The organism is Methylobacterium ajmalii, from assembly GCF_016613415.1.
GTDB lineage: Bacteria > Pseudomonadota > Alphaproteobacteria > Rhizobiales > Beijerinckiaceae > Methylobacterium > Methylobacterium ajmalii.
Window position 1 is genome coordinate 1 of the sequence record NZ_JACWCT010000044.1, and the last position, 22,075, is coordinate 22,075.

Genomic DNA, 22,075 nt, shown 5'->3' on the forward strand with positions numbered 1-22,075 from the left:
AGGCGGGGCTACTGTGAGCCCCTATCAACCCCGAATGACGAAGAACCAACATCTCCTCGACGAGGAGCGGCGAGAGCCCGAGCGAGGGCTCGTCGAGGATGAGGAGGCGGGGTTCCGCCATCAGCCCGCGGCCGATGGCGAGCATCTGCTGCTCGCCGCCCGAGAGCGTACCGGCGGCCTGGGCCGCCCGCTCGCGCAAGCGCGGAAAGGTGGAAAAGACCCGCTCGATGTTTTGCGCGCGCCGCGCCCGGCCGCGGCGGTAGCTGCCGAGCACCAGGTTCTCGCGCACGCTCAGGTTCGGGAAGATCTTGCGGCCTTCCGGGACGTGGATCAGCCCGGCCTCGACGATGGCAGAGACCGAGGCGTTGGTGATGGCCTGGCCGTCGAAGCGGATCGTGCCGGTCCGCGCCGAGACGACCCCGGACAGGACCTTGTTGAGCGTCGTCTTGCCGACGCCGTTGGCGCCGAGAACCGCGACGATCTCGCCCGGCTGCACGCAGAGGTCGAGGCCGCGCAGGACCTCGGTGGCGCCGTAGCCGGCGCGGAGCCCGGAGACCTCAAGCATCGACGGCCTCTTCGGCTTTCATGCGGGCGGCCGCGCCCTTGCCGAGATAGGCTTCGATCACCTGCGGATCGGCGCAGACCTGCCGCGGCGGCCCCGAGGCGATCATCCGCCCCTGCGCCAGGACGAAGACCTCCTCGCACAGGGTCATCACCGCCTGCATGATGTGCTCGATCATCAGGATGGTAACGCCGCCGTCGCGGATGGAGCGCACCACCGGTAGGATGTCGCGGATCTCGGACGGGTTGAGGCCCGCCAGCACCTCGTCGAGGAGGAGGAGGCGCGGCTCGGTGGCGAGCGCCCGGGCGACCTCCAGGCGCTTGCGCCCGGCGACCGTGAGGTCGGAGGCCGGCTTGTCGAGCTGGTCGCGCAAGCCCACCCGGGTCCCGACCTCCCGGGCCTTGGCGACGGCGTCGGCGCGTTTCGGATGGCGCAGATAGGCGCCGACCGCGATGTTCTCGGCCACCGTGAGCCCGGCGAAGGGCTGGACGATCTGGAAGGTGCGGGCGATGCCGCGGCGCGCCCGCAGGTGCGGCGCCTCGCCGGTGACGTCGGCGCCATCGAACAGCACCCGGCCCTCGCTCGGGGTGAGGAAGCCCGAGATCATCCCGAACAGGGTGGTCTTGCCGGCCCCGTTCGGGCCGATCAGCCCGGTGATCGAGCCGGCCGGCACCGCGAGCGAGGCGTGATCGACCGCGACGAGGCCCTGGAAGCGCTTGGTGAGGGAATCGACGGCGAGCATCGGGTCAGGCTCCCACCGGGACGGTGCGCTCGCCGCGGGCCTTGCGCCGGCGGCGGAAGGGACGCAGGCCGAGCAGCCCCTGCGGCGCGAAGGCGATGACGGCGATCAGGCAGGCGCCGAACACCACGAGGTCGACCCCCGGGATGCCGCCGGCGAGGTGCTTGGTGATCTCGCCGAGGCCCTGCAGGGCGAGCGCTCCCACGAGCGGCCCGAAGGCGGTGCCGATGCCGCCGACGATCGGCGCCAAGAGTGCCTCGACGGAGATCCAGGTGCCGTAGGCGACGCCCGCATCGAGGTAGAGGAAGGACTGGACGTAGAGCCCGCCGGCCGCCCCGGTGATCGCCGCCGAGAGCGCGATCGCGCGCAGCTTGACCGCGAGGGCGTCGACCCCGAGCGCCCGGGCCGCCTCCTCGTTCTCGCGCACGGCGATGAGGTGGGCGCCGAAGCGCGAGCGTTCGAGCCAGCGCGAGATCAGGAGCGCCACGCCCACGAAGGCGAGGACGAGGAGGTAGAACAGCTTGCGGTCGGCAAACTGCAGGGTCGCGAGGCCCGGCCGCAGGGGCAGGAGCAGGCCGGCCGCCCCACCGGTGAAGTCGGCGGCGTTGGCCAGGATGCGGAAGACCTCCGCGAAGGCCAGGGTGACGAGCGCGAAGTAGGAGCCGCGAAGCCCAGCCCGGAAGCTCAAGTAGCCGATGGCGAGGCCGACGAGCGCGCCGAACCCGATTCCCGCCCCGAGCGCCCCCCAGGCGTTCCAGCCGAGCTTCATCTGCAGGATCGCGGTGGCGTAGGCGCCGGTGCCGAAGAAGGCGGCGTGGCCGAAGGAATACTGGCCGCCGAAGCCGCCGAGCACGTTCCAGCCGAGGCCCGCGAGCGCGATGATCAGCGTCGTGACCAGGAAGTTGAGGACGCTGCCCGACAGCCCGAGGAAGGGCAGGGCGGCGAGCAGGGCCAGGGCGACGATCGCGGGCAGGAGGTCGCGGGCGCTCATGCGCGGGCTCCGAACAGGCCGGTCGGGCGCACCAGCAGCACCAGGATGAAGATCAGGAAGATGCCGATCTGGCCGAGGCTGTCGCCGAGCAGCAGCCCGGAAAAGCTCTCGACGACGCCGATGATCAGGCCGCCGACGAGAGCGCCGGCGATCGACCCCATGCCGCCGAGCACCACGATGGTGAAGGCGACGAGCACGAAGGCGGCGCCCGAGCGCGGGTTGACGTAGTAGGTCGGCATCAACAGGCAGGCGGCGACGGCGAGGCAGGCGCAGCCGATGCCGAAGGTGACGGCGTAGACGTGATCGACCTCGATGCCGACGAGGCGCGCGCCGAGCTTCTCTCGCGCCACCGCCCGGATCGCCCGGCCGGTGTCGGTGCGGTTCAGGACAAGCCAGAGCAGGCCGGTGACGGCGAGCGAGGCGGCGAAGCCGATCACCCGCGGCGTCGAGAGGAGGAGCGGCCCGAGCTCGATCACCTGGAGCGCGGCATCGGAATCGAGCGCGCGGGTGTCGGAGCGGAAGAGCGCGAGGAGCCCGTTCTCCAGCACGATCGACAGGCCGAGCGTGACGAGCAGCACGTTGTTGTCGTTGCCGTGGCTCGCCGGGCCGATGACGAAGCGCTGGAGGCCGTAGCCGAGGCCGAACATCAAGGGCACGATCCCGACCATCGCCCAATAGGGATCGACGTGGACCAGAGCGAAGGCGCCCCAGACCGCGAACATCGCGACGGTGAGCAGCGCCCCGTGCGCGAAGTTGATGATGTGCAGCACCCCGTAGACCAGGGTCAGCCCGAGGGCGATGAGGGCGTAGACCGCCCCCGTCATCAGGCCGTTGAGGGCCGCCTCGATCAGGATCTGGGGCGCGTACATCGTCACGCCTTGAGCGGGAAGTTGGCCTTGGTCTCCGCGAAGGCCTCCGGGGCGATCACCTTGACGTCGCCGCCCTGGACCTGGGTGTTGAGCGGGAGCGCGCTGGTGTTCTGGCCGGTGTCGAACTTCGACTGGCCGTAGGGCATCACGCCGCTCGAGAAGCTCTGGGTCGAGAGCGCCTCGATGATCTTGAGGCGGTCGGGCGCGCCGGCCTTCTCGATCGCCTCGGCCATCAGGCGCACCGCCGAGTAGTTCATCGGCACGTTGTAGGCGAAGGCCCGGCCCGCGGCTTCCGTGCGCTTGCGCAATTCGGCCGTCAGCGGGTTCTTCGGATCGGGCCAGTGGTTGCAATCCATCACGCCCTCGGCCGCCTGCGGGAACTCCTTGACGAAGCGTAGCGAGGAGGCGCCGCCGCCGAGGATCGCGTAGATGCCCTTCGGGCGGACCCGCTGCTGGAGCATCGTGCGGGCGAGCAGCACGAACTCGCCGTAGTAGTTCGAGGGAATCACCAGATCGGGCTGGAGCGAGCGGATGCGCAGCACGACGTTCGCCATGTCGCGGGCCGGGCTCGGATGCGAGACGGTCTCGAGGATCTCGAATCCGAGCTTCGGCAGCTCGGCCTGGAGGAGCTTGGCGAGGCCGGAGCCGAACAGCCCGTCCTCGTGCACGATGACGACGGTGCGGGCCGGCTTGCCGGCGGCGTCGTTGAGGGCGACGAGGCGTTCCAGCGCGCTCTTCGTCACCATGCCGAAGCTCGGCGAGAACCGGAACGTGTTCTTGAGGCCGCGCTTCGTCAGCTGGTCGGCGACGCCGACATCGATCAGGTAGGGCAGGTCGTAGCGCGAGGCCGCCTGGCTCGCGGTGGCGCAGAGGCCGCTGCCGAAGCCGCCGACGATCGCCGCCACGCCCTCGCCGTTCAGGCGCTCGGTCTCCTGCGCCGCCGTCTCGGGGTTCGAGCGGCTGTCGGCGAAGACGATCTCCAGCTTGGCGCCGCCGAGGGCCTTGAGGCCGCCGGCCGCGTTGATGTCCTGGACCGCCAGCTCGGCGCCGAGCTTGCCCAGGTCGCCGTCATTGGCGAGCGCGCCCGTCACCGGCTGGATGATGCCGAGCTTCACGGACGCCCCTTGCGCCCGAAGGATCGCGGGCATCGCCACCAGCGAGGTCGCGGCGAGGCCGGTGCGCAGGACGGCGCGGCGGGAGGGGGCGAGGATCGAGGTCACGGGGCGGGCCTCCTGTGGGCGGGACGGCGGGTGGATTCGGATTTGACCGGGCGCGGCACCGCGGGCGTCCAGCGCCGCTCGCCGGCATCGCCGGTGCGCACGAGGTCCATCTGGAAGGCGTAGCGGTCGGGCCGGTAGAGCGCGTGCAGGTGCTCGACGCCGCGGCCGGAGGGGTCGAACACCACGCGGGTCAGCTCGATCAGCGCCGAGCCGACCTCGAGGTCGAGGGCGCCCGCCACCTCGGGGCCGGCGAGCGTCGCGCCGATCGCCTGGGTCGCCCGGTCGGCGACGACGCCGGAGCGCTCCATCAGCGAGAGGAGCGGCGTCGCCGCGAGATCGGCCTCCGAGTAGGACAGGCCGACCCGCTCGGGGACGTGGGTGGTGAGGTAGGAGAAGGGCTGGCCGTCGATCAGGCGTACCCGCACCGAGCGCTGCACCCGCTCGCCGGGCTCCAGCAGCAGCGCCTCGGCGATGGCGGCGGGCGCCGCGACGTATTCGAACGACAGGAGCCGCACGCCGGTGGCCCGCCCCATGGCGATCAGCCCCGAGAGCAGGTTCGGCAGGTCGGCCACCACCGGCCGGGGGCCGGCCGGCGCCTGCACGAAGGTGCCAGAGCCCGGACGCCGGCGCACCAGCCCCTCGCTGGCCAGGAGGTCGAGGGCGCGCCGCACGGTGACCCGCGCCAGGCCGTGCTCGGCGGCGAGCACCGGCTCGCCCGGCAGCCGGGCACCGCTCGCCAGCCGGCCGCTGATGATCTGGTCGCGCAGCAGCAGGTAGAGCCGGCGCGCCTTGTGGGGTTCGATCGCGGAGGTCACGGGGCCATCCCTGGCTCGTGGCTTGCACGCCAGCTGCGGGAAGTGGATCGCCATCGGATCCGTCACGCCCTGACCTGTCCGATTATGCAGACAGGTTGCTGTCCGTCAATTGGGACAGCACAACTCCGGTTGCACAACTTCGCGCCGCACCTGCACCGGGTCCGGGCCGTCCCCGCGGGATCACCCGTGCCGGTCCCGCGCCTCACCGTGAACCGGATCGAGGCGCGACGCCGCGGCGTCTCGCCTCGCGCGGGCCGCGCTTGTAGACCGGTGCCGCCGTAACGCCATCCGCGATCCTGCCCGTGCCGCCACACGCCACCGACCCCGCCGCGCTGAGCGCGCAGCTCGAGGAGAGCGCCCACCTGCTCGAGCTCGCCGTCGAGGCCGCGGATCTCGGCCTGTGGTGGTTGAGCCTGGAGGCCGACACGCTCAAGGGCTCGCCGCGCTGCCGGCGCATCATCGGCTTCCCGAGCGAGGCGCCGCTGAGCTACCGGCAGTGGCTCGCCATGCTGCACCCGGACGACCGCGACGAGAACCACCGCCTGGTCCAGGCGGCGTTCGATCCGGCCGGCGACGGGGGCTACCGCACGGCCTATCGGCTGCTGCGGCCGGACGGGCAAGTGGTCTGGATCGCCGCCATGGGCCAGGTCGAGTTCGCCGGGGAAGGGGCGGCGCGACGCGGCCTCCAGCTCGTCGGCACCTTCCGCGACATCACCGCCGCCCGGCAGGACGAGGAGGCGCGCGCCCTCCTCACGCGCGAGTTGAGTCACCGCATCAAGAACATCTTCGCGGTCGTCACCAGCATGGTGTCGCTGAGCGCCCGGGACTACCCGGAGGCCAAACCCTACGCGCGGGAGCTGCGCGAGCGGATCGACGCCCTGTCGCGCGCCCACGACTACGTGCGGCCCCACGTCACCGAGGACGGCGCGAGCGGCGGGGCGACGACGACCGTCCAGGGCTTGCTCGACGAGCTCCTGGCCCCCTACCGGGCGACGGGGCCCGACCGCATCCGGATCCGCTGCACCGAGGCCGCGATCGGCGAGCGGTCGGCGACGGCGCTCGCGCTGATCGTCCACGAGCAGGCGACCAACGCCGTGAAGTACGGCGCGCTCGCCGTGCCCGAGGGGATGGTGCGGATCGACGGCACGCGCGACGGCGACACCTACCGCCTGCGCTGGCGGGAGGAGGGCGGTCCTCCGATCGAGCGGGCGCCGGACCGGCAGGGCTTCGGCACGGTGCTGGCGGCCCGCAGCGCCCGCGACCAGCTCGGCGGCGCCATCGCGTACGACTGGGCGGCGACAGGCCTCGTCATCGCGATCGACCTGCCGGTCGAGACCCTGGAGAGTTAGAGCGCTTCACGATCGCGTTGCAATCGCGACGCTCTCTAAGTCATTGTTTTGTTGCATTTTTTCGACGAACCGGATGCCGGTTCGGCGAAGAAAATGCGGCAAAATCGAAATCCGGGAGCGGATCCCGATCGCGGGGTGACCGCACGGTACCGTGGCTCGCAGCCCGGTCGATGCGAACGGACGACCTTGTGTCACCCGGGACCTCATCCCGAGGCATCGGCCCATCCGAGATGGGTCGACTGCGAAGCAGACATCCAGTGGGCGCGGCGATCCCTGGGACCCTCCTTCGAGACCCCCGACCGGTCGCGATCGAAGATCGCCGGCGATCTCCGATCGCCTTCACCTCGCAACGATCTGACGGGTGGGACAGGCAAGCACTGCCGGGGTCACGCCAACGGCGCGTCGCGGGTCGACCCGACGCCGGACCGCGGTCGCAGGGTCATCGGGCAAGACAAGAGTGTGCGGGAGTATGGCCCGGCGACGGCGCCTCCTCCACACTCGAGCCGTTATTCCATGTTAAACCGCAATCATGCCGCTTGAGCATGTCGGAACACGACGTGGAAGAACCTTTATTTCAGTTTCGGCGGGACGATGATTGCTCTGTGAAATGCCTCACAACGTTTATTTGGCTTATTCGACAATTTAATCGGCGGTGATCGCGCCCGGGACGCCGCGTCCGATTGCGGACGGACCGGCGGTTTACCGGCGGATCGTGGCCGGATGCGTACTACGAGCCTGCGAAAGCAGCGCAAATCCGTCTCGCACCGGATAAGTTCGGATCTTTACTGACGACATTAACTTATGTGAAACCTCCGTGCCGTCAAATCAATTCCAGGTTGATCAACCCGGAGTTGCTCATGCCGGCATCACGTAGGCTCGTGGCCGCGTTCGCGCGGCAGCAATCGGGCTCGGCGGCGGTCGAATTCGCGATCGTGGCGCCCGCCCTCCTCGCCATGCTGTTGGGAATCATCGCGTTCGGGAGCTATCTCGGCGTCGCCCACTCCCTGCAGACCGCGGCCAGCGAATCCGCGCGGGCAGCCGTGGCGGGGCTCGATCCGGCCGAGCGGATCGCCCTCGCGACCTCGGCGGCACAACGTAGTGTTGTCGTCGGCTCGGTCCTGCGGGCCGACGCGGTCACCATCGAGGCGAAGCCCGACGACGGCGATCCCAACCTCTTCACCGTCACCCTGCGCTACGACCTGAAGACGACGCTTCTCAACGTCTTCCCCCGCTCGGTGCCGCTGCCCCAGACCCTCTCGCGCTCCGCGAGCATCCGCCGGGGCGGCCTGTGAGGGCGCGGCTCGGACGGCTGCGTGCCGACGAGGCGGGGGCGCTCCTGCCGCTCGTCGCCCTGGTGCTGGCGATGCTGTGCGGCTTTGCCGGCCTCGGGGTCGATCTCGGCCTCGTCTACCTCGAGAAGCGCCGCATCCAGTCGGCGGTCGACCTCGCCGCCCTCGCGGCGGCCCGGGCCAGCGACGCCGCCGCGGCGGCGACGCGGGCCCTCGTCGACAACGGCTACCGCATCCCCGACGACGTCACGGTCGTCCCCGGCACCTACGTCGCCGACCGCACGATCCCGCCCGCGCGCCGCTTCACCCCGGGATCGAGCACCCCCAACGCCGTGCGCATCCACCTCGCCAACACGGTCAGGACCGCCTTCACGCGGATCGTCGGCGGTCCCGCGAGCTTCGTCGTCTCCGGCAATGCGACGGCCCGGCGGGCCGAGCTCGCCTCGTTCGGCATCGGCTCGCGCCTCGTGGGCCTGGACGCCGGCATCGCCAACGCGCTGCTGTCGCGCCTGCTCGGCACGACCGTGTCGCTCTCGCTAATGGATTACCGCGCCCTCGCCGGCCTACGGGTCGATGCCCTGAGCTTCCTGCGCGGCGCCGCCCCCCGGCTCGGCCTCCAGGCCGTGACCTTCGACGACGTGCTGGCCGGCAGCTTGCGCCTGTCGGACTTCGTCGCCCTCCTCGGGCAGGCCGCCGACCCCGCCGGCGGCTCGGGCGCCCGCCCCGCCCTCAACGCCCTGACGGCTGCCCTGAGCGGCACCGGGACCTCGGTGCGCCTCTCCGGCCTGCTTAATGCGGGCGAGATCGGATCGACGCCGTTGGCGCAGACCGGCGAGGCTTTGTGGGTCAACGCCCTCGACATGATCGGCGGGGCGGCCTTCCTGGCCAGTGGCGGGCGCCAGGTCGGGCTCGACCTCGGCACCGCGGTCCCGGGCCTCCTGCGCGCGACGGTCTCGCTGCGCACCGGCGACGCCTGGCGCACCTCGGGCTTCACCGGAATCGGCGGCAGCCTGAGCACGGCCCAGCAGCGCATCCTCGTCGAGCTGTCGATCCCCGGGCCGGTCGGCCTCGTCGACCTCTCCTTGCCGATCATGATCGAGCTGGCGCCGGCCCGCGCCGTGCTGCGCTCGGTCGTCTGCCCGTGGAACGCCTCCGGCGAGCGGACCGCGACGCTCGACGTCTCGACCGGCATCGCCGCCCTGTCGATCGGCGCCGTCCCGACCAACGCCCTCGATCTCGGCAGCCCGCGCGGCGCTCCCGCCCCCGCGACGATCCTCAGGGCGCCGCTCCTCTCCGTCACCGGCGTGTCGTCCGTGCAGCTCGGCGCCTCGACCCGGTCCCTGACCTTCACCGACGACGACATCCGGGCCGGGCGCGTCCGGACCGTGTCGACGACGACGCTCGTCAGTTCGGCGACCGCCTCGCTGCTCGCCAACCTCGACCTCCAGGTCAACGGCCTCTCCCTTCCGGGCGTCATCGATCCGAAGGATCTCGTCACCGGGATCCTCGGCGCCGCGGCGGGGCCGATCGACAGCCTGCTGTTCTCGATCCTCGGCCTCGCGGGCGTGAAGCTCGGTGCCGCCGACGTGGCGGTCACCGGCACGCGCTGCGGCGGCGCCGTCCTGGTGCAGTGACGCCGGGACCCCGCTTCCACCGTCCGGTCGTCTCCCGCCCCGACGGTCCCTCGCTGCCGCTCTTTCCCCCGCCTTCCCCCCTTCGCCGCGCCGGGCCGATCGCCCGCGCGTGCGCCGGGTCACGCCCGTCTCCCCCGGAGGTCGTCCGATGTACCGCCCGATCGCCTGCCTGGTCGACCAGCACGCCGCCTGGGTCGTCCCGCTCGCCGGCCTGATCTGCTGGGTCTCGCTCCACACGGCCCTGCGCCTCAACCGGCACAGCCTCGACACCGTCGGGATGGGGCGCTGGGTCTGGCTCGTCGTGGCGAGCTTCGCGGCCGGGGCGGGGATCTGGTGCACGCACTTCATCGGGATGCTCGGCTACGACCCCGGCTTCACCATCGGCTACCGCCTCGACGGCACGCTCCTGTCGCTCGCCGCCTCCGTCCTCTCGGTGCTCGCCGCCTTCGGGGCGAGCCGGGCCCGCAACCGGGTCGCCGCCTCGCTCGGCGCCGGGCTGATCCTCGGCTTCGGCGTCGCGGCGATGCACGGGGTCGGCACGCTGAGCCTCCAGGTGCCCGGCACGCTCGCCTTCGACCGGCCGCTGGCGCTCGCCGCCGTCGTGGTCGGCTGCGCCCTCGCCGCCGCCGGATTCGCGGTCCACGGCGGTCGCGTCCGGCCCCATACCCGCCTCGTCGTGGCGAGCGTGCTCACGGCCTCGGTCGCCGCCATGCACTTCACCGCGATGGCCGCCCTGGAGATCGTGCCCGACCTGATGCCGGTCGAGACCGGGGCGATCCTGCCCCGCCTCGTGCTCGCCGCCGGCATCACCACGGTGATGCTCAGCATCCTGGGCTTCGGCGTCCTGGCGCTCTTCGCCGACCGCACCCTGCGGGCCAACGCGGCCCTGCGGGCGAGCCAGACGGCGTTGCGCGTCAGCGAGGAGCGGCTGGCGCTCGCGGTCGATACCGACGGGCTGTGGGACCTCACCCTGACCACCGGGGCGATGTGGCTGTCCGACCGCTGGCAGACGATGCTCGGCTACGCCCCCGGCGAGCTGCCCGGCCGGATCGAGACCTGGCAGGCCCTCGTCCACCCGGGGGAGGCCGCGACGCTGGGGCGGCTCCTCGACGAGCACCTGACGGGGCGCAGCGCGGTCTTCGAATGCGAGCACCGCCTGCGCCGGCGCGACGGCACCTGGTGCTGGGTGCTCGCCCGCGGCAAGGTGGTGAGCCGCGACGGCCCCGGGGAGGGCGGGCGGCCGGTCCGCATGGTCGGTCTCCAGGTCGACACCACGCTGCGGCGCGAGGCCGAGCGGCGCATCGCCCACATGGCCCTGCACGACGCCCTGACCGGGCTGCCGAACCGCGTGCTGTTCCGCGAGCGCCTGGGCGGGCGGCTCGCCGGAACCCGGGACCGGCGCGGCGGCGTCGCGGTGCTGGCCTGCGACCTCGACCGCTTCAAGGCCGTCAACGACACCTACGGCCACCCGGCGGGCGACGCGCTCCTCAAGGTCGTCGCCGACCGGTTGCGCGGCGTCGTGCGTCACGCCGACACCATCGCGCGGCTCGGCGGCGACGAGTTCGCCATCATCCTCGACGGGATCGACGACCGGCGCTGCGTCGAGGGCATCGCCCGCCGCCTGATCGACGCGGTGGAGCGGCCGGTCCCGATCGGCGGCGTGGTGGCCGGGGTCGGGATCAGCATCGGCATCGCGCTGGCGGAGGGCGAGACCGATGCCGACGACCTGTTCAAGAAGGCCGACATCGCGCTCTACCGGGCCAAGGCGGAGGGTCGCAACACGTTCCGCCACTACGTGCCGGGGATGGACGAGGCACTCACCCGCCGCTCACGGCTCGAGCGCGATCTGCATGCGGCGCTCGGGGGAACCGGCGGGCTGACGATGCACTACCAGCCGATCCTGCGCAGCGCGGACGGCACCCTGTGCGGTTTCGAGGCGCTGATGCGCTGGCATCATCCCGAGCTCGGGCTCGTCCCGCCCTCCGAGTTCATCCCGCTGGCCGAGGAGACCGGCCGGATCGTGGCGCTCGGTGCCTTCGCGCTCCACGAGGCCTGCCGCGCGGCGGCGCGCTGGCCCGAGGAGCTGCGGGTCGCCGTCAACGTCTCGGCGCTGCAGCTGCGCCAGCCCGGCCTCGAGCAGACGGTGCTGGCGGCGCTCGCCGGGGCGCAGCTACCGGCGGCCCGCCTCGAGATCGAGATCACCGAGAGCATCCTCGTCGAGGACGATCCCGTCTCGCTCTCCTGCCTGCAGCGCCTGAAGGCGCTCGGCGTCTGCATCGCGCTGGACGATTTCGGCACGGGCTACTCGTCGCTGAGCTACCTGCGGCGGTTTCCGTTCGACCGCATCAAGATCGACCGCTCGTTCATCCGCGACATCGCCGACCCCGACACCGCGGCGATCGTCGGCGCGATCGTCGGGATGGCGGCGCATTTCGGCGCGACCGTCACCGCCGAGGGCGTCGAGACGCAATCCCAGCGCGAGGCCGTGCGCCTGCTCGCCTGCGCCGAGATGCAGGGCTACCTCTTCGGCCGCCCGGTCCCGGCCCGGGAGGCCGAGGACGCGATCGGCCGCCATGCCGGCCGCAAGGCCGCCTGACCGCGCCCCGGGGCGTGCCGCCGGGCGGTCGAAGTGACGCGGGCGCGCCGGCCCTCCCGGTGGCCGCGGGCGCGCTATCGTGTGCCCCGGGCGCGATCGACGACGCCCGCCAACGATCGGCCGCCGGGCGATCCGGATCGGCCCAGGGAGGGAACGATGCGACGCCTCGCCCCGATGGCGATCTCCGCCGCCGTCCTGGCGGTCCTCGCCGCCGGCCCGGCCCCCGCCGAGCAGGACATGCTGCTGGGCGCCGACATGGCCTCCCCGGCGATGACGAAGGCCGAGATGAGCCGCGCCGACGTCGAGGCACTGATCGCCCGCGCCTCCGGCCGGCCCGTCGACCTCTCCGACCGGGCGCTGTCGGGCCTCGATCTCTCGGGCCTCGACCTGCGGGGGGCGAACCTCCGGACCGCCCGGCTCAACGCGGCCGACCTGCGCGGCACCGACCTCACCGGCGCCAACCTGGAGCAGGCCTGGATCATCAAGGCCGACCTCACCGGCGCGAAGCTCGCCGGGGCCCGGATGTTCGGGATCACCGCCCGGGGGGCGAACCTGACCGGGGCCGACCTCAGCCGCGCGGTCCCGATCGGCGACTTCCGCGGCGCGACCATGCGGGGAGCCTCCCTCGTCGGCCTGCGCGGCGGGGCGGACCTGCGCAACCAGTCCATGGGCCTGATGCGGGCGGTGTTCGTCTCGGTGAACCTCGCCGGCGCGAACCTGACCGGGGCCGATCTCGGCCGCGCCCGCCTCGACTTCGCGAACCTGACGGGGGCCGACCTCACCGACGTGGCGCTGACCGGCGCCGATCTGTCGGGCGCCGACCTCACCGGCGCGACCGTGGCGGGGGCCGACTTCCGCAGCGCCGATGTCGGCGGGGCGAAGCTCGTCGACCTCAAGGGCCAGGATCGGGCCCGGGACTGGGCGCAGCGCGTCAACGGCGACCGCGCCGTGGTCCGCCGGGTCGAGTGAGCCGGCTCGGTCCGGCTGCGAGCCCGATTCTCGACCTCCTCCCGGGGTGGGATGCGGCTTCCCTTTCCCGTCGGTCCTCGACCGACGGTACGGTCGCCGGAAGACCCGTTCCGGAAACCACGGGAATAGGGCACCAGCTTCGCCGTCCCGTGCCGATGAAGACTTTTTCGTCTGGCTCGATGCCGACCTCCCTCCCGGCGAGCGGGTTTCGCTTCTCGGCAGCAGCGCCCCGCCCTCCGTTCCGCTTCCGTAACGGCATCGCCCCGTCCCGGCCGCAATGGGATGGTGTTCACGGCGCATGACCGACCCGACCCGCATCGACTGGAACGCGCCCGCGCAGCTCGTCGTCTGGCCCGGCGACGAGGCCGGTGAGCGCCCGACCACCACCCTGCGCGAGGCGGTGGCCGCCGCCCGCAGCGTGGAGACCGGAACCGTGTGGATCGTGCTCGCCGACGGGCACATCCTCCGCCCGGCCCGGATCGCCGAGCTGCAGGCCGCCCTGCCGCGGTCCTGACGGGGTTTGCCGGGCTGCGCACGCCCGGCAAACCATCGGGAGCTCTCGCGCGTTGCCCACCCCTGCAACCGGAGGGGTGATGCTGATCTTCGAATGGATCGCGGGCGTGCTCGTCGTCGCGGTCCTGCTCGCCGGGGTGGCGCGGCGCCTCGGGGCGCCGTTCCCGGCCTTCCTGGCCGTGGGCGGCGTGGTGCTGGCCTTCGTGCCGCAGGTGCCCCGCCCGGGGCTCGACCCCGACCTGGCGCTGGCGCTCTTCCTCGCCCCGGTCCTGCTCGACGCCTCCTACGACACCAGCTTGCGCGACCTGCGGCGCAACTGGCGGCCGGTCGCCGGCCTCGTCGTCGGTGCCGTCGGCGTCACCACGCTGGCGGTGGCGCTCGTGGCGCGCGCGCTGGTGCCCGACATGCCGCTCGCCGCCTGCATCGTGCTCGGCGCCATCGTGGCCCCTCCCGACGCCGTGGCGGCGCTCTCGGTGCTGGCCCATGTCCGGCTGCCCCATCGCCTCGTCACCATCCTCAAGGGCGAGAGCCTGTTCAACGACGCCTCGTCGCTGCTGATCTACCGCCTGGCCCTGGGCGCGGTGGCGAGCGGCTCGTTCTCGGCCGCGGAGGTCGCCCCGACCTTCCTGATCGGCGTCGTCGGCGGGATCATCGCCGGTCCGCTCCTCGCGCTGCTCTACGTCCGGCTGATGCGCCGCGTCACCGATCCGCCGAGCGCCGTGGTGCTGCAGTTCATCGCCACCTTCGGGCTCTGGCTCGCCGCCGAGCGGGTCGAGGTCTCGGGCGTGCTGACCGTGGTCAGCTTCGGCCTCACCGTGTCGCGGCTCTCGCCCCAGACGATGCCGGCCCATCTGCGGATCACCTCCAACACCGTCTGGGAGACGGCGGTGTTCGTGCTGAACGTGCTGGCCTTCGTGCTGATCGGCCTGCAGATCGGCCCGATCCTCGAAGGCCTGAGCCCGGCCGAGCGGCACCACTACGCCTTCGTGGCCGCGGCGGTGTTCGGCACCACCGTGGCGGTCCGCCTCGCCTGGGTGCTCGGCGCGCGGATGGTGGCGCGGCTGTGGCACCGGTTCCTCGGGCCGAGCGGACCGCCGCCGGTCGGGCTGCGCTCGGCCACCATCGTGGCGTGGTGCGGCATGCGCGGCCTCATCACCGTCGCGCTGGCGCTCGCGCTGCCGGGCGATTTCCCGCATCGCGACCTCGTGGTGCTGACCGCGTTCTGCGTCGTGCTCGGCACCCTGGTGATCCAGGGCCTGACCCTGCGGCCGCTGCTCGGGTGGTTCTCCCTCGGGGACGAGGACCCGGTTGGCCTCGAGATCGGCCGCGCCCGGGCCGCTGCCTACCGGGCGGCCCGCGACAGCCTCGAGGGCGACGACTCGCCCCATGCCGAGGCCCTGCGACGGGAATTCGACGCCGCGCTCAGCGAGGCCGAATCGCACGACGAGGGCCTGGCGCCGGAGAGCCTGCCCGCCGACGGCTTGCGCCGGCGCGCCGTCGAGGCCGCCCGCGGCGTCATCCTGGACCTGCGCGACCGCGGCGAGATCGGCGACGACGCCTTCTTCCGCCTCGAGGAGGAGCTCGACTGGACCGAGCTGAGCGCGACCCCGCGGGAGGAGGTGATCCCGTGAGTCCCGCGCGGCCGGGCCGCGCCGGATGCAGGGCGAAAACGATGGTCAGACCGGAGCGGTTGAGGGTATTTCGGAGGCGCGAGGCTCAATAAGCCCGCGCGCGGAGGATGACCCGCGCGCCAGAACAGACGCACGAGCGAGACGCCATGCAAGCCACCCGAATGCCCTCGTCGCGGCCGCCGTCCTGGACGTCGCGGTTCTTCACGGGCGGCCCCGTCACCTGCATCGAGGACCTGCGGGTGCTCGCCGAGCGGCGGGTACCGCGGATGTTCTACGACTACGCCGATTCCGGCTCGTACACCGAGGGCACCTACCGGGCGAACGAGGACGACTTCTCCAAGATCAAGCTGCGCCAGCGCGTCGCCGTCGACATGACGAACCGGTCGCTCGCCAGCACCATGGCGGGCCAGCCGGTGAGCATGCCGGTGGCGCTGGCGCCGACGGGTCTGACCGGCATGCAGCATGCCGACGGCGAGATCCTGGCGGCGCGGGCCGCCGCCAAGGCCGGCGTGCCGTTCACGCTCTCGACCATGAGCATCTGCTCGATCGAGGACGTGGCCGAGAACACCGACGCCCCGTTCTGGTTCCAGCTCTACGTGATGCGCGACCGCGACTTCATCGACCGCTTGATCGACCGCGCCAAGGCCGCGCAATGCTCGGCGCTCGTGCTCACCCTCGACCTCCAGATCCTCGGCCAGCGCCACAAGGACGTGAAGAACGGGCTATCGACCCCGCCCCGGATGACGATCCCCAACATCGTCAACCTGGCGACGAAGCCGCGCTGGTGCCTCAACATGCTGCGCACCCAGCGCCGCACCTTCCGCAACATCGTCGGGCACGCGCAGGGCGTGGGCGACCTGCGCTCGCTGTCGTCCTGGACCGCCGAGCAGTTCGATCCGCGCCTCAACTGGGACGACGTCAAGCGCATCCGCGACCGCTGGGGCGGCAAGCTGATCCTGAAGGGGATCCTCGATCCCGAGGACGCGGAGCTGGCCGCACAGAGCGGCGCCGAGGCGATGATCGTCTCCAACCACGGCGGCCGTCAGCTCGACGGCGCACTGTCGTCGATCGAGGCCCTGCCGGGAATCGTCGAGACGGTGGGCGACCGGATCGAGGTGCTGATGGATGGCGGCATCCGCTCGGGCCAGGACGTCATCAAGGCGCTGGCGCTCGGAGCGCACGGCGTCTTCATCGGCCGCGCCTTCCTGTACGGGCTCGGGGCCGGCGGCGAGGCGGGCGTGACCCAGTGCCTCGACATCATCCGCAAGGAACTCGACGTCACGATGGCGATGTGCGGCCTGCGCGACGTGCGCCAGGTCGATGAGCGGATCCTGGCCGGCAAGCCGGCCTTCTCCAACCGGCCGTACTGAGCCCCGTAAAAAGGCTCCGCCCGGCACGAGGGCCGGGCGGAGCGGAATCCGTTACATGCGGTGCATGTGACGGTGCATCATGCGGTGACGCATCATGTGCCGGCGGTGCATCATGTGACGACGATGCATCATGTGGCGGTGCATGCGGTGGTGGCGCATCATCCGGCGCTCGCCGCGGGTCATCTGCACCGTCTCCACCATCGGGGCGGCCTGGATGCCGGCCGGGCTCGCCGGGGCGGCGGAGGCCGCGCCGATGCCGAAGGTGAGGCTGCCGAGAACGGCCGCGGCCGCGAGGCCCAGGGTCATCTTCTTCATCTTGGTGTCTCCTCTGCGCGGCCCCGCCCTGCGGCGGCGCCGGCCCGTTGAGCGGGTCCCTTAAAAGAATCTTCCAACGGTGAAGGTTCCGACGAACCGACCCTTTTTTCCCGACAGCGGGATTTAAAAAAGTGTTGCCGGGTCCGTATCCGCCCGGGCCCTCGCGCGTTGCCCCCGGCATCCCGACGGGTGCCAAGCCTCACCCCAGGGAGCGCCGACCATGCACGAGGGCATTCGCATCCAGGCCGACGCGGACGGCACCTTCACGCTCTACAGCGACAGCCGGGTGATCTTGCGCGGCCTCACCCGCGAGCGCGCCTATCGCCTGGCCGGCCGGCTCGGCGAATTCGTGGAGTATTGAGGCCCGCGCCGGGCACGCCGCCGGCCGGCATTCGACGATTCCGGCTACTTCCGGCCGGCCCGGATCGCGGTCTCGCGAACGGTCCTGCCGTCGAAGTCGTAGCGGATCTTGCCCGGCCCGTTGCCGAGCTTGTCGAGGACGAAGGCCGGGTGGCCCGTGCCCGGTACGAGTTCGCCATCCTCCGCGCAGGTCCCGAATGTCGGCGTCGCGCGCAGGCCCTCGCGGTCGTAGGTCAGCCATGCATACATGGTCGGGCAGGCATTGCCGCCGGTGAACACCCGCAACAGGACGCTGTCGCCCGATTTCGTCACGACCTCGGGCAGGGATTCGCTGTCGATCAGGGCGTCCTTGCCGCCGGGGGCATTGACCACGAGGCCGTGGCCGTTCTCGTTACCCTCGACGCCGTTGATCTCGATCGACACCTTGCCGCGCGGCATGTCGAGCCAGATCAGGGAAGGCTGGCCCTCGGCCAGGGCTGCCGTGGACGCCATCAGGATCGGAAGAAGAGCTGAGCGGCGCATGTGATCCTGATCCCTCCTGCATCGCGAAGCGCGTCCGAGCCGCCCGGCGGTCGGACAGGGTGCGCAACTGCTACGGCTCGGCACCGAGCCTGCCGAGGCGCTCGCAGCCCGCTCTGGTCGCGGCCGTGTTCGCTTTCGCGGTCGCGGTCATGCCGTCGACGGCCGTGTCATAGAGGCGAGCGAAGGTCGCCGCAGCCATCCCCTTCGAGGTGAAGCGCTTCTGCAGGTCGGCCCGCCGCAAGGCCGCGGCCGCGTGATCGATCTTGCCGCAGGCCATCGCGATGGCGGTGGACTGGCCGCTCGCCGTGACGACGGCCTCGTCGTCCCGGGGGTCGATGACCTGAGCCCGCGACGGTCCGGACAAAAGCAGCACCGCCGCGAGGACGATCGCCATCTGGCGTGGCTGGCAGGTCATGTCCGGCTCCCTCCCGCGATCCGGCTTCGCCCCGCACCCGGAGCAATCCCTCGGACCGCGACCGAATACCCCGCCGCGTCGGCGGCGGCCATTAGTACCGGTGAGCTATGGACGCGCCGCCGCCGCCGGGGCAGGCGGGCACAACCTGCTGAGACAGGGGATTCGACCGGCGATGCCGTTCAACGCGGGGCAGGGGGGGCTCAGCGGGCCGGACTGCGGCAAGCGGACGGCATCTGCGCTCGCCCGCGCCATGGGCCAACACAGCCATCTAACAATTTCGAAGATGAACCCGCGGCCAAAACAACTCTTCGAAGAGTTGGCGCTCCCAAGGGGACTCGAACCCCTGTTTTCGCCGTGAGAGGGCGACGTCCTAGACCGCTAGACGATGGGAGCTGTCCCGGCGGGATGGCCGGTGTATAGCGACGGTCGGGTCGGGGCGCAAGCCGTGGAGCCGGCAAATCGGGCCATCCCCGCTCCTGCTCCGCCGGGAGCGACGCATTCGGTGGACCGAGGCATGCCGCCGGACGGCCGGATGGAAGGGCCCGGCCTTCCCGCCATCCGCGCCGATGCTCGGAAGTCCACGCGATGCCGCACGGTCCGCCGGCCGTCGGAGCGTGCGATCTCGCCCGGGGCCCGAGGCCCTTTCGCTTATGCCTTACGATATAGGCATCGGACAGATCCGGCGCGATACTCGTCAATCGTCGTAAATATGTTTTAACTATCAGGAAATATGCAATATTCGACGTGCAATAATATTTTCATACCCTGGGTAACAGGGCGCAACGATCGTGATAGGTCGCCACTCCGACAGGATACAGGGCGCAGAATGAATGACAGGCGACGCGGCTGGGACGAGGGGAGAGTTGCAGAACGTTACGGCATTTCCCGTCCGGGATGCCAGGATCGATCCCCGCTACCCCACCTCGATGCCGGCAACGGTCCTGCCGTCGTTCCACGACCGGATCCCCTGCGTCATTCGCGATCTCTCGAATGGTGGCGCCAGAATCGGCCTGCCCCCCCGCTATGCGCTCCCGGGCCGCTTCTGGATCGTCGTCTGGCACGTCGAGATCACCCGCCGGGCGCGGCTTGTCTGGCGGTGCGGCGCGTTCGCCGGGATCGCGTTCGAACGGCCGCTCGGACGTCCGTCGCGTCTCCGATGAGCGAGGGCGATGGTCGCGCTTGCCGCAACGCGGCCGTCCGGCACCGCGGCGGAGGCCCGGACACGGCATCGGAGATCATCGTCGGACGCAAAAAAAGGCCCGGGAGGGGCGCCGCCCGCCGGCGGCGCCCCTCCCGGGCCCGAGACCGTCCCGATCGGGCGAGGTGCCTACTCGGCGGCCTCGATCCGGGGATGCTCGTGCTGCTTGCGCTCGCGCTTGACGAGGTCGGCGGTCAGGAACGCCACCTCAAGCGCCTGCTCGGCGTTGAGGCGCGGGTCGCAATAGGTGTGGTAGCGGTCGCGCAGGTCGTCCGCCGTCAGCGCGCGGGCGCCGCCGGTGCACTCGGTGACGTTCTTGCCCGTCATCTCGAGGTGGATGCCGCCCGCATGCGTCCCTTCGGCCTGGTGGATGTCGAAGAAGCCCTGGATCTCCTTCATCACCCGCTCGAACGGCCGGGTCTTGTAGCCGCTCGCCGTCACGGTGTTGCCGTGCATCGGATCGCAGGACCACACGACCTTGCGGCCCTCGCGCTGCACCGCCCGGACGAGCGCCGGGAGGTGGTCGCCGACCTTGTCGGCGCCGAAGCGGCAGATCAGGGTCAGGCGGCCGGCCTCGTCGGCCGGGTTGAGCTGGTCGACGAGCCGAATCAGGTCGTCGGCCTTAAGCGACGGACCGCATTTGAGGCCGATCGGGTTCTTGATGCCCCGGGCGAACTCGATGTGGGCATGGTCGGGCTGGCGGGTGCGGTCGCCGATCCACAGCATGTGGCCCGACGTGGCGTACCAGTCGCCGCTGGTCGAATCGACCCGGGTCAGGGCCTCCTCGTAGCCGAGCAGAAGCGCCTCGTGGCTGGTGAAGAAATCGGTCTGGCGCACCTCCTGGTGCGTCTCGGGGTTGATGCCGATCGCCCGCATGAAGTCGAGGGTTTCGGTCATGCGCTGCGCCAGGTCGGCATAGGCCGAGGACTGGGGCGAGTCCTTGACGAAGCCGAGCATCCAGCGATGCGCGTTCTCGAGGTTGGCGTAGCCACCGGTCGCGAAGGCGCGCAGCAGGTTCAGCGTCGCGGCCGACTGGCGATAGGCCTCGGTCTGGCGGTTCGGGTTCGGCACCCGCTCGGCCTCCGAGAAGCCGATGCCGTTGACGATGTCGCCGCGGTAGCTCGGCAGCGACACCCCGTCGACGGTCTCGACCGGCGAGGAGCGCGGCTTGGCGAACTGCCCGGCGATGCGCCCGACCTTCACCACCGGCGAGCCGCCCGCGAAGGTCAGCACCAGCGCCATCTGCAGGAAGACGCGGAAGAAATCGCGGATGTTGTCGGCCGAATGCTCGTCGAAGCTCTCGGCGCAGTCGCCGCCCTGGAGCAGGAACGCCTCGCCGGCCGCGACCTTGGCGAGGTTCTGCTTCAGCTTGCGCGCCTCACCGGCAAACACCAGCGGAGGAAAGCTCGCGAGCTGCCGCTCCACCGCCGAAAGGGCCGCGGAATCCGGATAATCCGGGACCTGCTGAATCGGCAGCCGCCGCCAGCTCGTGGGGGTCCAACGCTCGCTCATCGTCCTCTCCTACCGCACCTCTTCGATAACCGGTCAGGTCGGTCGCGGAAGCCGGGCTTATAGGGGGGTTTGCGACGCGGCGCGAGGGGGGCGGTGCTCGCGAATTGCAGCCCTGCCGTACGGCTGGTGCCGTTAGAGCTACGGCAGAACTGCCTTGAACAGCGCGAAGGCGCACAATCCCGACAGCACCGTGAAGAACAGGCTGCGGCCGAGGAGGCCGACGGCGAGCGCGGCCGCGGCGGCGAGGACCGAGACGCTCCAGCCGCCCGCGGTGCGGGCGGGATGCACGACCAGGTCGACGGCGACGATTGCCGCCATGATGGCGGAGGGCACGAAACCGAGCCACAGCACCACCACCCGCGGCAGGGGACGCCGCGACAGGAGCAGGATCGGCCCGGCGCGGGCGCACAGGGTGACGGCGGCGCCGAGCAGGATCGCCGTGACTAGGGTGCCGTTCATCGGACCTCCGCGGTGCGGGTCGCGGTCGCGGCGGTGGCGGCCGTCGCCCCGGCGACCGCGCCGACGAGGAGGGCGACGTTCGGCGGCAGGATTGCGAGCGCCGCCGCCGCGACGCTAGCCGCGACCGCGACGCAGACGAGATCCGACGCCCGGCTGCGGCTCGCCAGGACCGTGAGCAGCAGGAGCCCGACGAACATGGCGGTGAGCCCGAAGGACAATCCGTCCGCGACGGCGGCCGGCAGGGTCCGGGCGAGGACCGCCCCGAGGCCGTTCGCCGCGATCCAGTTCAGGTAGGCGGTGAGGTTGACCCCGAGCAGCCACCGGAACGGCAGCGCGCCGTGCCGGACGGCATGCCCGGAGGCGACCGCGAAGGTCTCGTCGGTGAGGAGCGCGCCGCCGACGCATTTCTGCAGCGGGGTCTGGCCGCGGAAGTAAGGCGCCAGCGCCGCGCTCATCAGCAGGTAGCGGACGTTCACCAGCAGGATCGCGGCGGCGATCGCGAGCGGCCCGGCGCCCGCCGCCGTCATGCCGTAGACCAGGAATTGCGCGGAGCCCGCGTAGAGCAGCGCGGCGAGGAGGAGGATGTCCGGGATCGAGAACCCGGCCAACGTCCCGACGCCGCCGGCGGCAAAGCCGATGCTCCAGTATCCGAGGACGGTGGGAAGACAGGCCGCGACCCCCTGCACGAAAGGGCCGCGGGGCGGAGGGTCGATCGGGATTCCAGGGGGCATCGCGTTCCTCGCCGGC

The 22,075-nt window shown here is 71.5% G+C and carries 22 protein-coding genes and 1 tRNA gene; 10 read left to right on the forward strand and 13 right to left on the reverse strand.

The genetic code is table 11. From position 1 onward, the window contains the following. The 6 genes from HPY23_RS08220 to HPY23_RS08245 form a co-directional block, all read right to left on the reverse strand. Positions 1-565: ABC transporter ATP-binding protein (locus tag HPY23_RS08220; protein WP_200649590.1), on the reverse strand; the 565-nt coding region annotated here is incomplete at its 3' end. Continuing rightward, positions 558-1,304 carry an ABC transporter ATP-binding protein gene (locus HPY23_RS08225; protein WP_060845732.1) on the reverse strand — a complete coding sequence of 249 codons (747 nt, stop codon included), beginning with the start codon at positions 1,302-1,304 and terminating at the stop codon, positions 558-560. The genes HPY23_RS08225 and HPY23_RS08220, both read right to left, overlap by 8 nt. A 4-nt stretch (positions 1,305-1,308) precedes the next feature. Next, on the reverse strand, positions 1,309-2,292 hold the full coding sequence (locus tag HPY23_RS08230; protein ID WP_091885291.1) for a branched-chain amino acid ABC transporter permease: 984 nt from the start codon (positions 2,290-2,292) through the stop codon (positions 1,309-1,311). After that, entirely contained in the window at positions 2,289-3,161 is an 873-nt protein-coding gene (locus HPY23_RS08235; protein WP_060845734.1) for a branched-chain amino acid ABC transporter permease, read from the reverse strand. The genes HPY23_RS08230 and HPY23_RS08235 overlap by 4 nt, the downstream gene beginning before the upstream one ends. A gap of 2 nt (positions 3,162-3,163) precedes the next feature. Further along, positions 3,164-4,381 (reverse strand): ABC transporter substrate-binding protein, encoded by a 1,218-nt coding sequence (locus HPY23_RS08240; RefSeq protein WP_060845735.1) that lies wholly within the window; start codon positions 4,379-4,381, stop codon positions 3,164-3,166. Then, complete coding sequence (locus HPY23_RS08245) at positions 4,378-5,196, reverse strand: GntR family transcriptional regulator (protein WP_091885294.1); 819 nt, start codon at positions 5,194-5,196, stop codon at positions 4,378-4,380. Before HPY23_RS08245 ends, HPY23_RS08240 begins: the two co-directional genes overlap by 4 nt. Before the next feature lie 302 nt (positions 5,197-5,498). Between HPY23_RS08245 and HPY23_RS08250 the strand changes: the two genes are divergently transcribed. From HPY23_RS08250 to HPY23_RS08285, 8 genes are all read left to right on the forward strand, one after another. Continuing rightward, positions 5,499-6,545, forward strand: coding sequence for a sensor histidine kinase (locus HPY23_RS08250; protein WP_091885297.1), 1,047 nt, complete (start codon positions 5,499-5,501; stop codon positions 6,543-6,545). Between the two features lie 857 nt (positions 6,546-7,402). Further along, a complete protein-coding gene (locus HPY23_RS08255; protein ID WP_063919995.1) occupies positions 7,403-7,837 on the forward strand; it encodes a TadE/TadG family type IV pilus assembly protein in 435 nt (144 codons plus the stop codon). Then, positions 7,834-9,468 carry a pilus assembly protein TadG-related protein gene (locus tag HPY23_RS08260; RefSeq protein WP_091885300.1) on the forward strand — a complete coding sequence of 545 codons (1,635 nt, stop codon included), beginning with the start codon at positions 7,834-7,836 and terminating at the stop codon, positions 9,466-9,468. Before HPY23_RS08255 ends, HPY23_RS08260 begins: the two co-directional genes overlap by 4 nt. A 148-nt stretch (positions 9,469-9,616) precedes the next feature. Continuing rightward, the gene (locus HPY23_RS08265) at positions 9,617-12,064 is read left to right on the forward strand and encodes a bifunctional diguanylate cyclase/phosphodiesterase (protein ID WP_091885303.1); all 2,448 of its coding nucleotides are present in this window, start codon (positions 9,617-9,619) and stop codon (positions 12,062-12,064) included. Positions 12,065-12,220: 156 nt separating this feature from the next. After that, positions 12,221-13,033, forward strand: coding sequence for a pentapeptide repeat-containing protein (locus HPY23_RS08270; RefSeq protein WP_060845741.1), 813 nt, complete (start codon positions 12,221-12,223; stop codon positions 13,031-13,033). Positions 13,034-13,331: 298 nt separating this feature from the next. After that, on the forward strand, positions 13,332-13,547 hold the full coding sequence (locus tag HPY23_RS08275; protein ID WP_060845742.1) for a hypothetical protein: 216 nt from the start codon (positions 13,332-13,334) through the stop codon (positions 13,545-13,547). Between the two features lie 79 nt (positions 13,548-13,626). Next, the gene (locus HPY23_RS08280) at positions 13,627-15,177 is read left to right on the forward strand and encodes a cation:proton antiporter (RefSeq protein WP_091885306.1); all 1,551 of its coding nucleotides are present in this window, start codon (positions 13,627-13,629) and stop codon (positions 15,175-15,177) included. A gap of 266 nt (positions 15,178-15,443) precedes the next feature. Then, positions 15,444-16,547, forward strand: a complete 1,104-nt coding sequence (locus HPY23_RS08285) for an alpha-hydroxy acid oxidase (RefSeq protein ID WP_276530184.1) — start codon at positions 15,444-15,446, stop codon at positions 16,545-16,547. A 51-nt stretch (positions 16,548-16,598) separates the two neighbouring features. On the opposite strand, the gene HPY23_RS08290 is transcribed toward HPY23_RS08285, so the two are convergent. Continuing rightward, positions 16,599-16,862, reverse strand: a complete 264-nt coding sequence (locus HPY23_RS08290) for a hypothetical protein (RefSeq protein WP_048429722.1) — start codon at positions 16,860-16,862, stop codon at positions 16,599-16,601. Between the two features lie 220 nt (positions 16,863-17,082). Here HPY23_RS08290 and HPY23_RS08295 point away from each other — a divergent pair, with 220 nt between their 5' ends. After that, positions 17,083-17,223, forward strand: coding sequence for a hypothetical protein (locus HPY23_RS08295; RefSeq protein ID WP_175539924.1), 141 nt, complete (start codon positions 17,083-17,085; stop codon positions 17,221-17,223). A 44-nt stretch (positions 17,224-17,267) separates the two neighbouring features. Here the strand turns inward: HPY23_RS08295 and HPY23_RS08300 are convergent, their stop codons facing one another. From HPY23_RS08300 to HPY23_RS08310, 3 genes are all read right to left on the reverse strand, one after another. Further along, on the reverse strand, positions 17,268-17,744 hold the full coding sequence (locus HPY23_RS08300) for a hypothetical protein (RefSeq protein ID WP_139234936.1): 477 nt from the start codon (positions 17,742-17,744) through the stop codon (positions 17,268-17,270). A gap of 70 nt (positions 17,745-17,814) precedes the next feature. Next, positions 17,815-18,138 (reverse strand): hypothetical protein, encoded by a 324-nt coding sequence (locus HPY23_RS08305; RefSeq protein WP_139234937.1) that lies wholly within the window; start codon positions 18,136-18,138, stop codon positions 17,815-17,817. 338 nt (positions 18,139-18,476) lie between these two features. Then, a tRNA-Glu gene (locus tag HPY23_RS08310) sits at positions 18,477-18,552 on the reverse strand. Positions 18,553-19,022: 470 nt separating this feature from the next. On the opposite strand from HPY23_RS08310, the gene HPY23_RS08315 reads away from it, so the two are divergent. Then, positions 19,023-19,319, forward strand: a complete 297-nt coding sequence (locus HPY23_RS08315; RefSeq protein WP_175539925.1) for a PilZ domain-containing protein — start codon at positions 19,023-19,025, stop codon at positions 19,317-19,319. 167 nt (positions 19,320-19,486) lie between these two features. Here the strand turns inward: HPY23_RS08315 and HPY23_RS08320 are convergent, their stop codons facing one another. From HPY23_RS08320 to HPY23_RS08330, 3 genes are all read right to left on the reverse strand, one after another. Further along, complete coding sequence (locus tag HPY23_RS08320; RefSeq protein WP_091885320.1) at positions 19,487-20,869, reverse strand: class II 3-deoxy-7-phosphoheptulonate synthase; 1,383 nt, start codon at positions 20,867-20,869, stop codon at positions 19,487-19,489. 138 nt (positions 20,870-21,007) lie between these two features. Further along, the gene (locus HPY23_RS08325; protein ID WP_091885323.1) at positions 21,008-21,328 is read right to left on the reverse strand and encodes an AzlD domain-containing protein; all 321 of its coding nucleotides are present in this window, start codon (positions 21,326-21,328) and stop codon (positions 21,008-21,010) included. Then, on the reverse strand, positions 21,325-22,059 hold the full coding sequence (locus HPY23_RS08330) for an AzlC family ABC transporter permease (RefSeq protein WP_091885326.1): 735 nt from the start codon (positions 22,057-22,059) through the stop codon (positions 21,325-21,327). Before HPY23_RS08330 ends, HPY23_RS08325 begins: the two co-directional genes overlap by 4 nt. Positions 22,060-22,075: the final 16 nt, after the last annotated feature.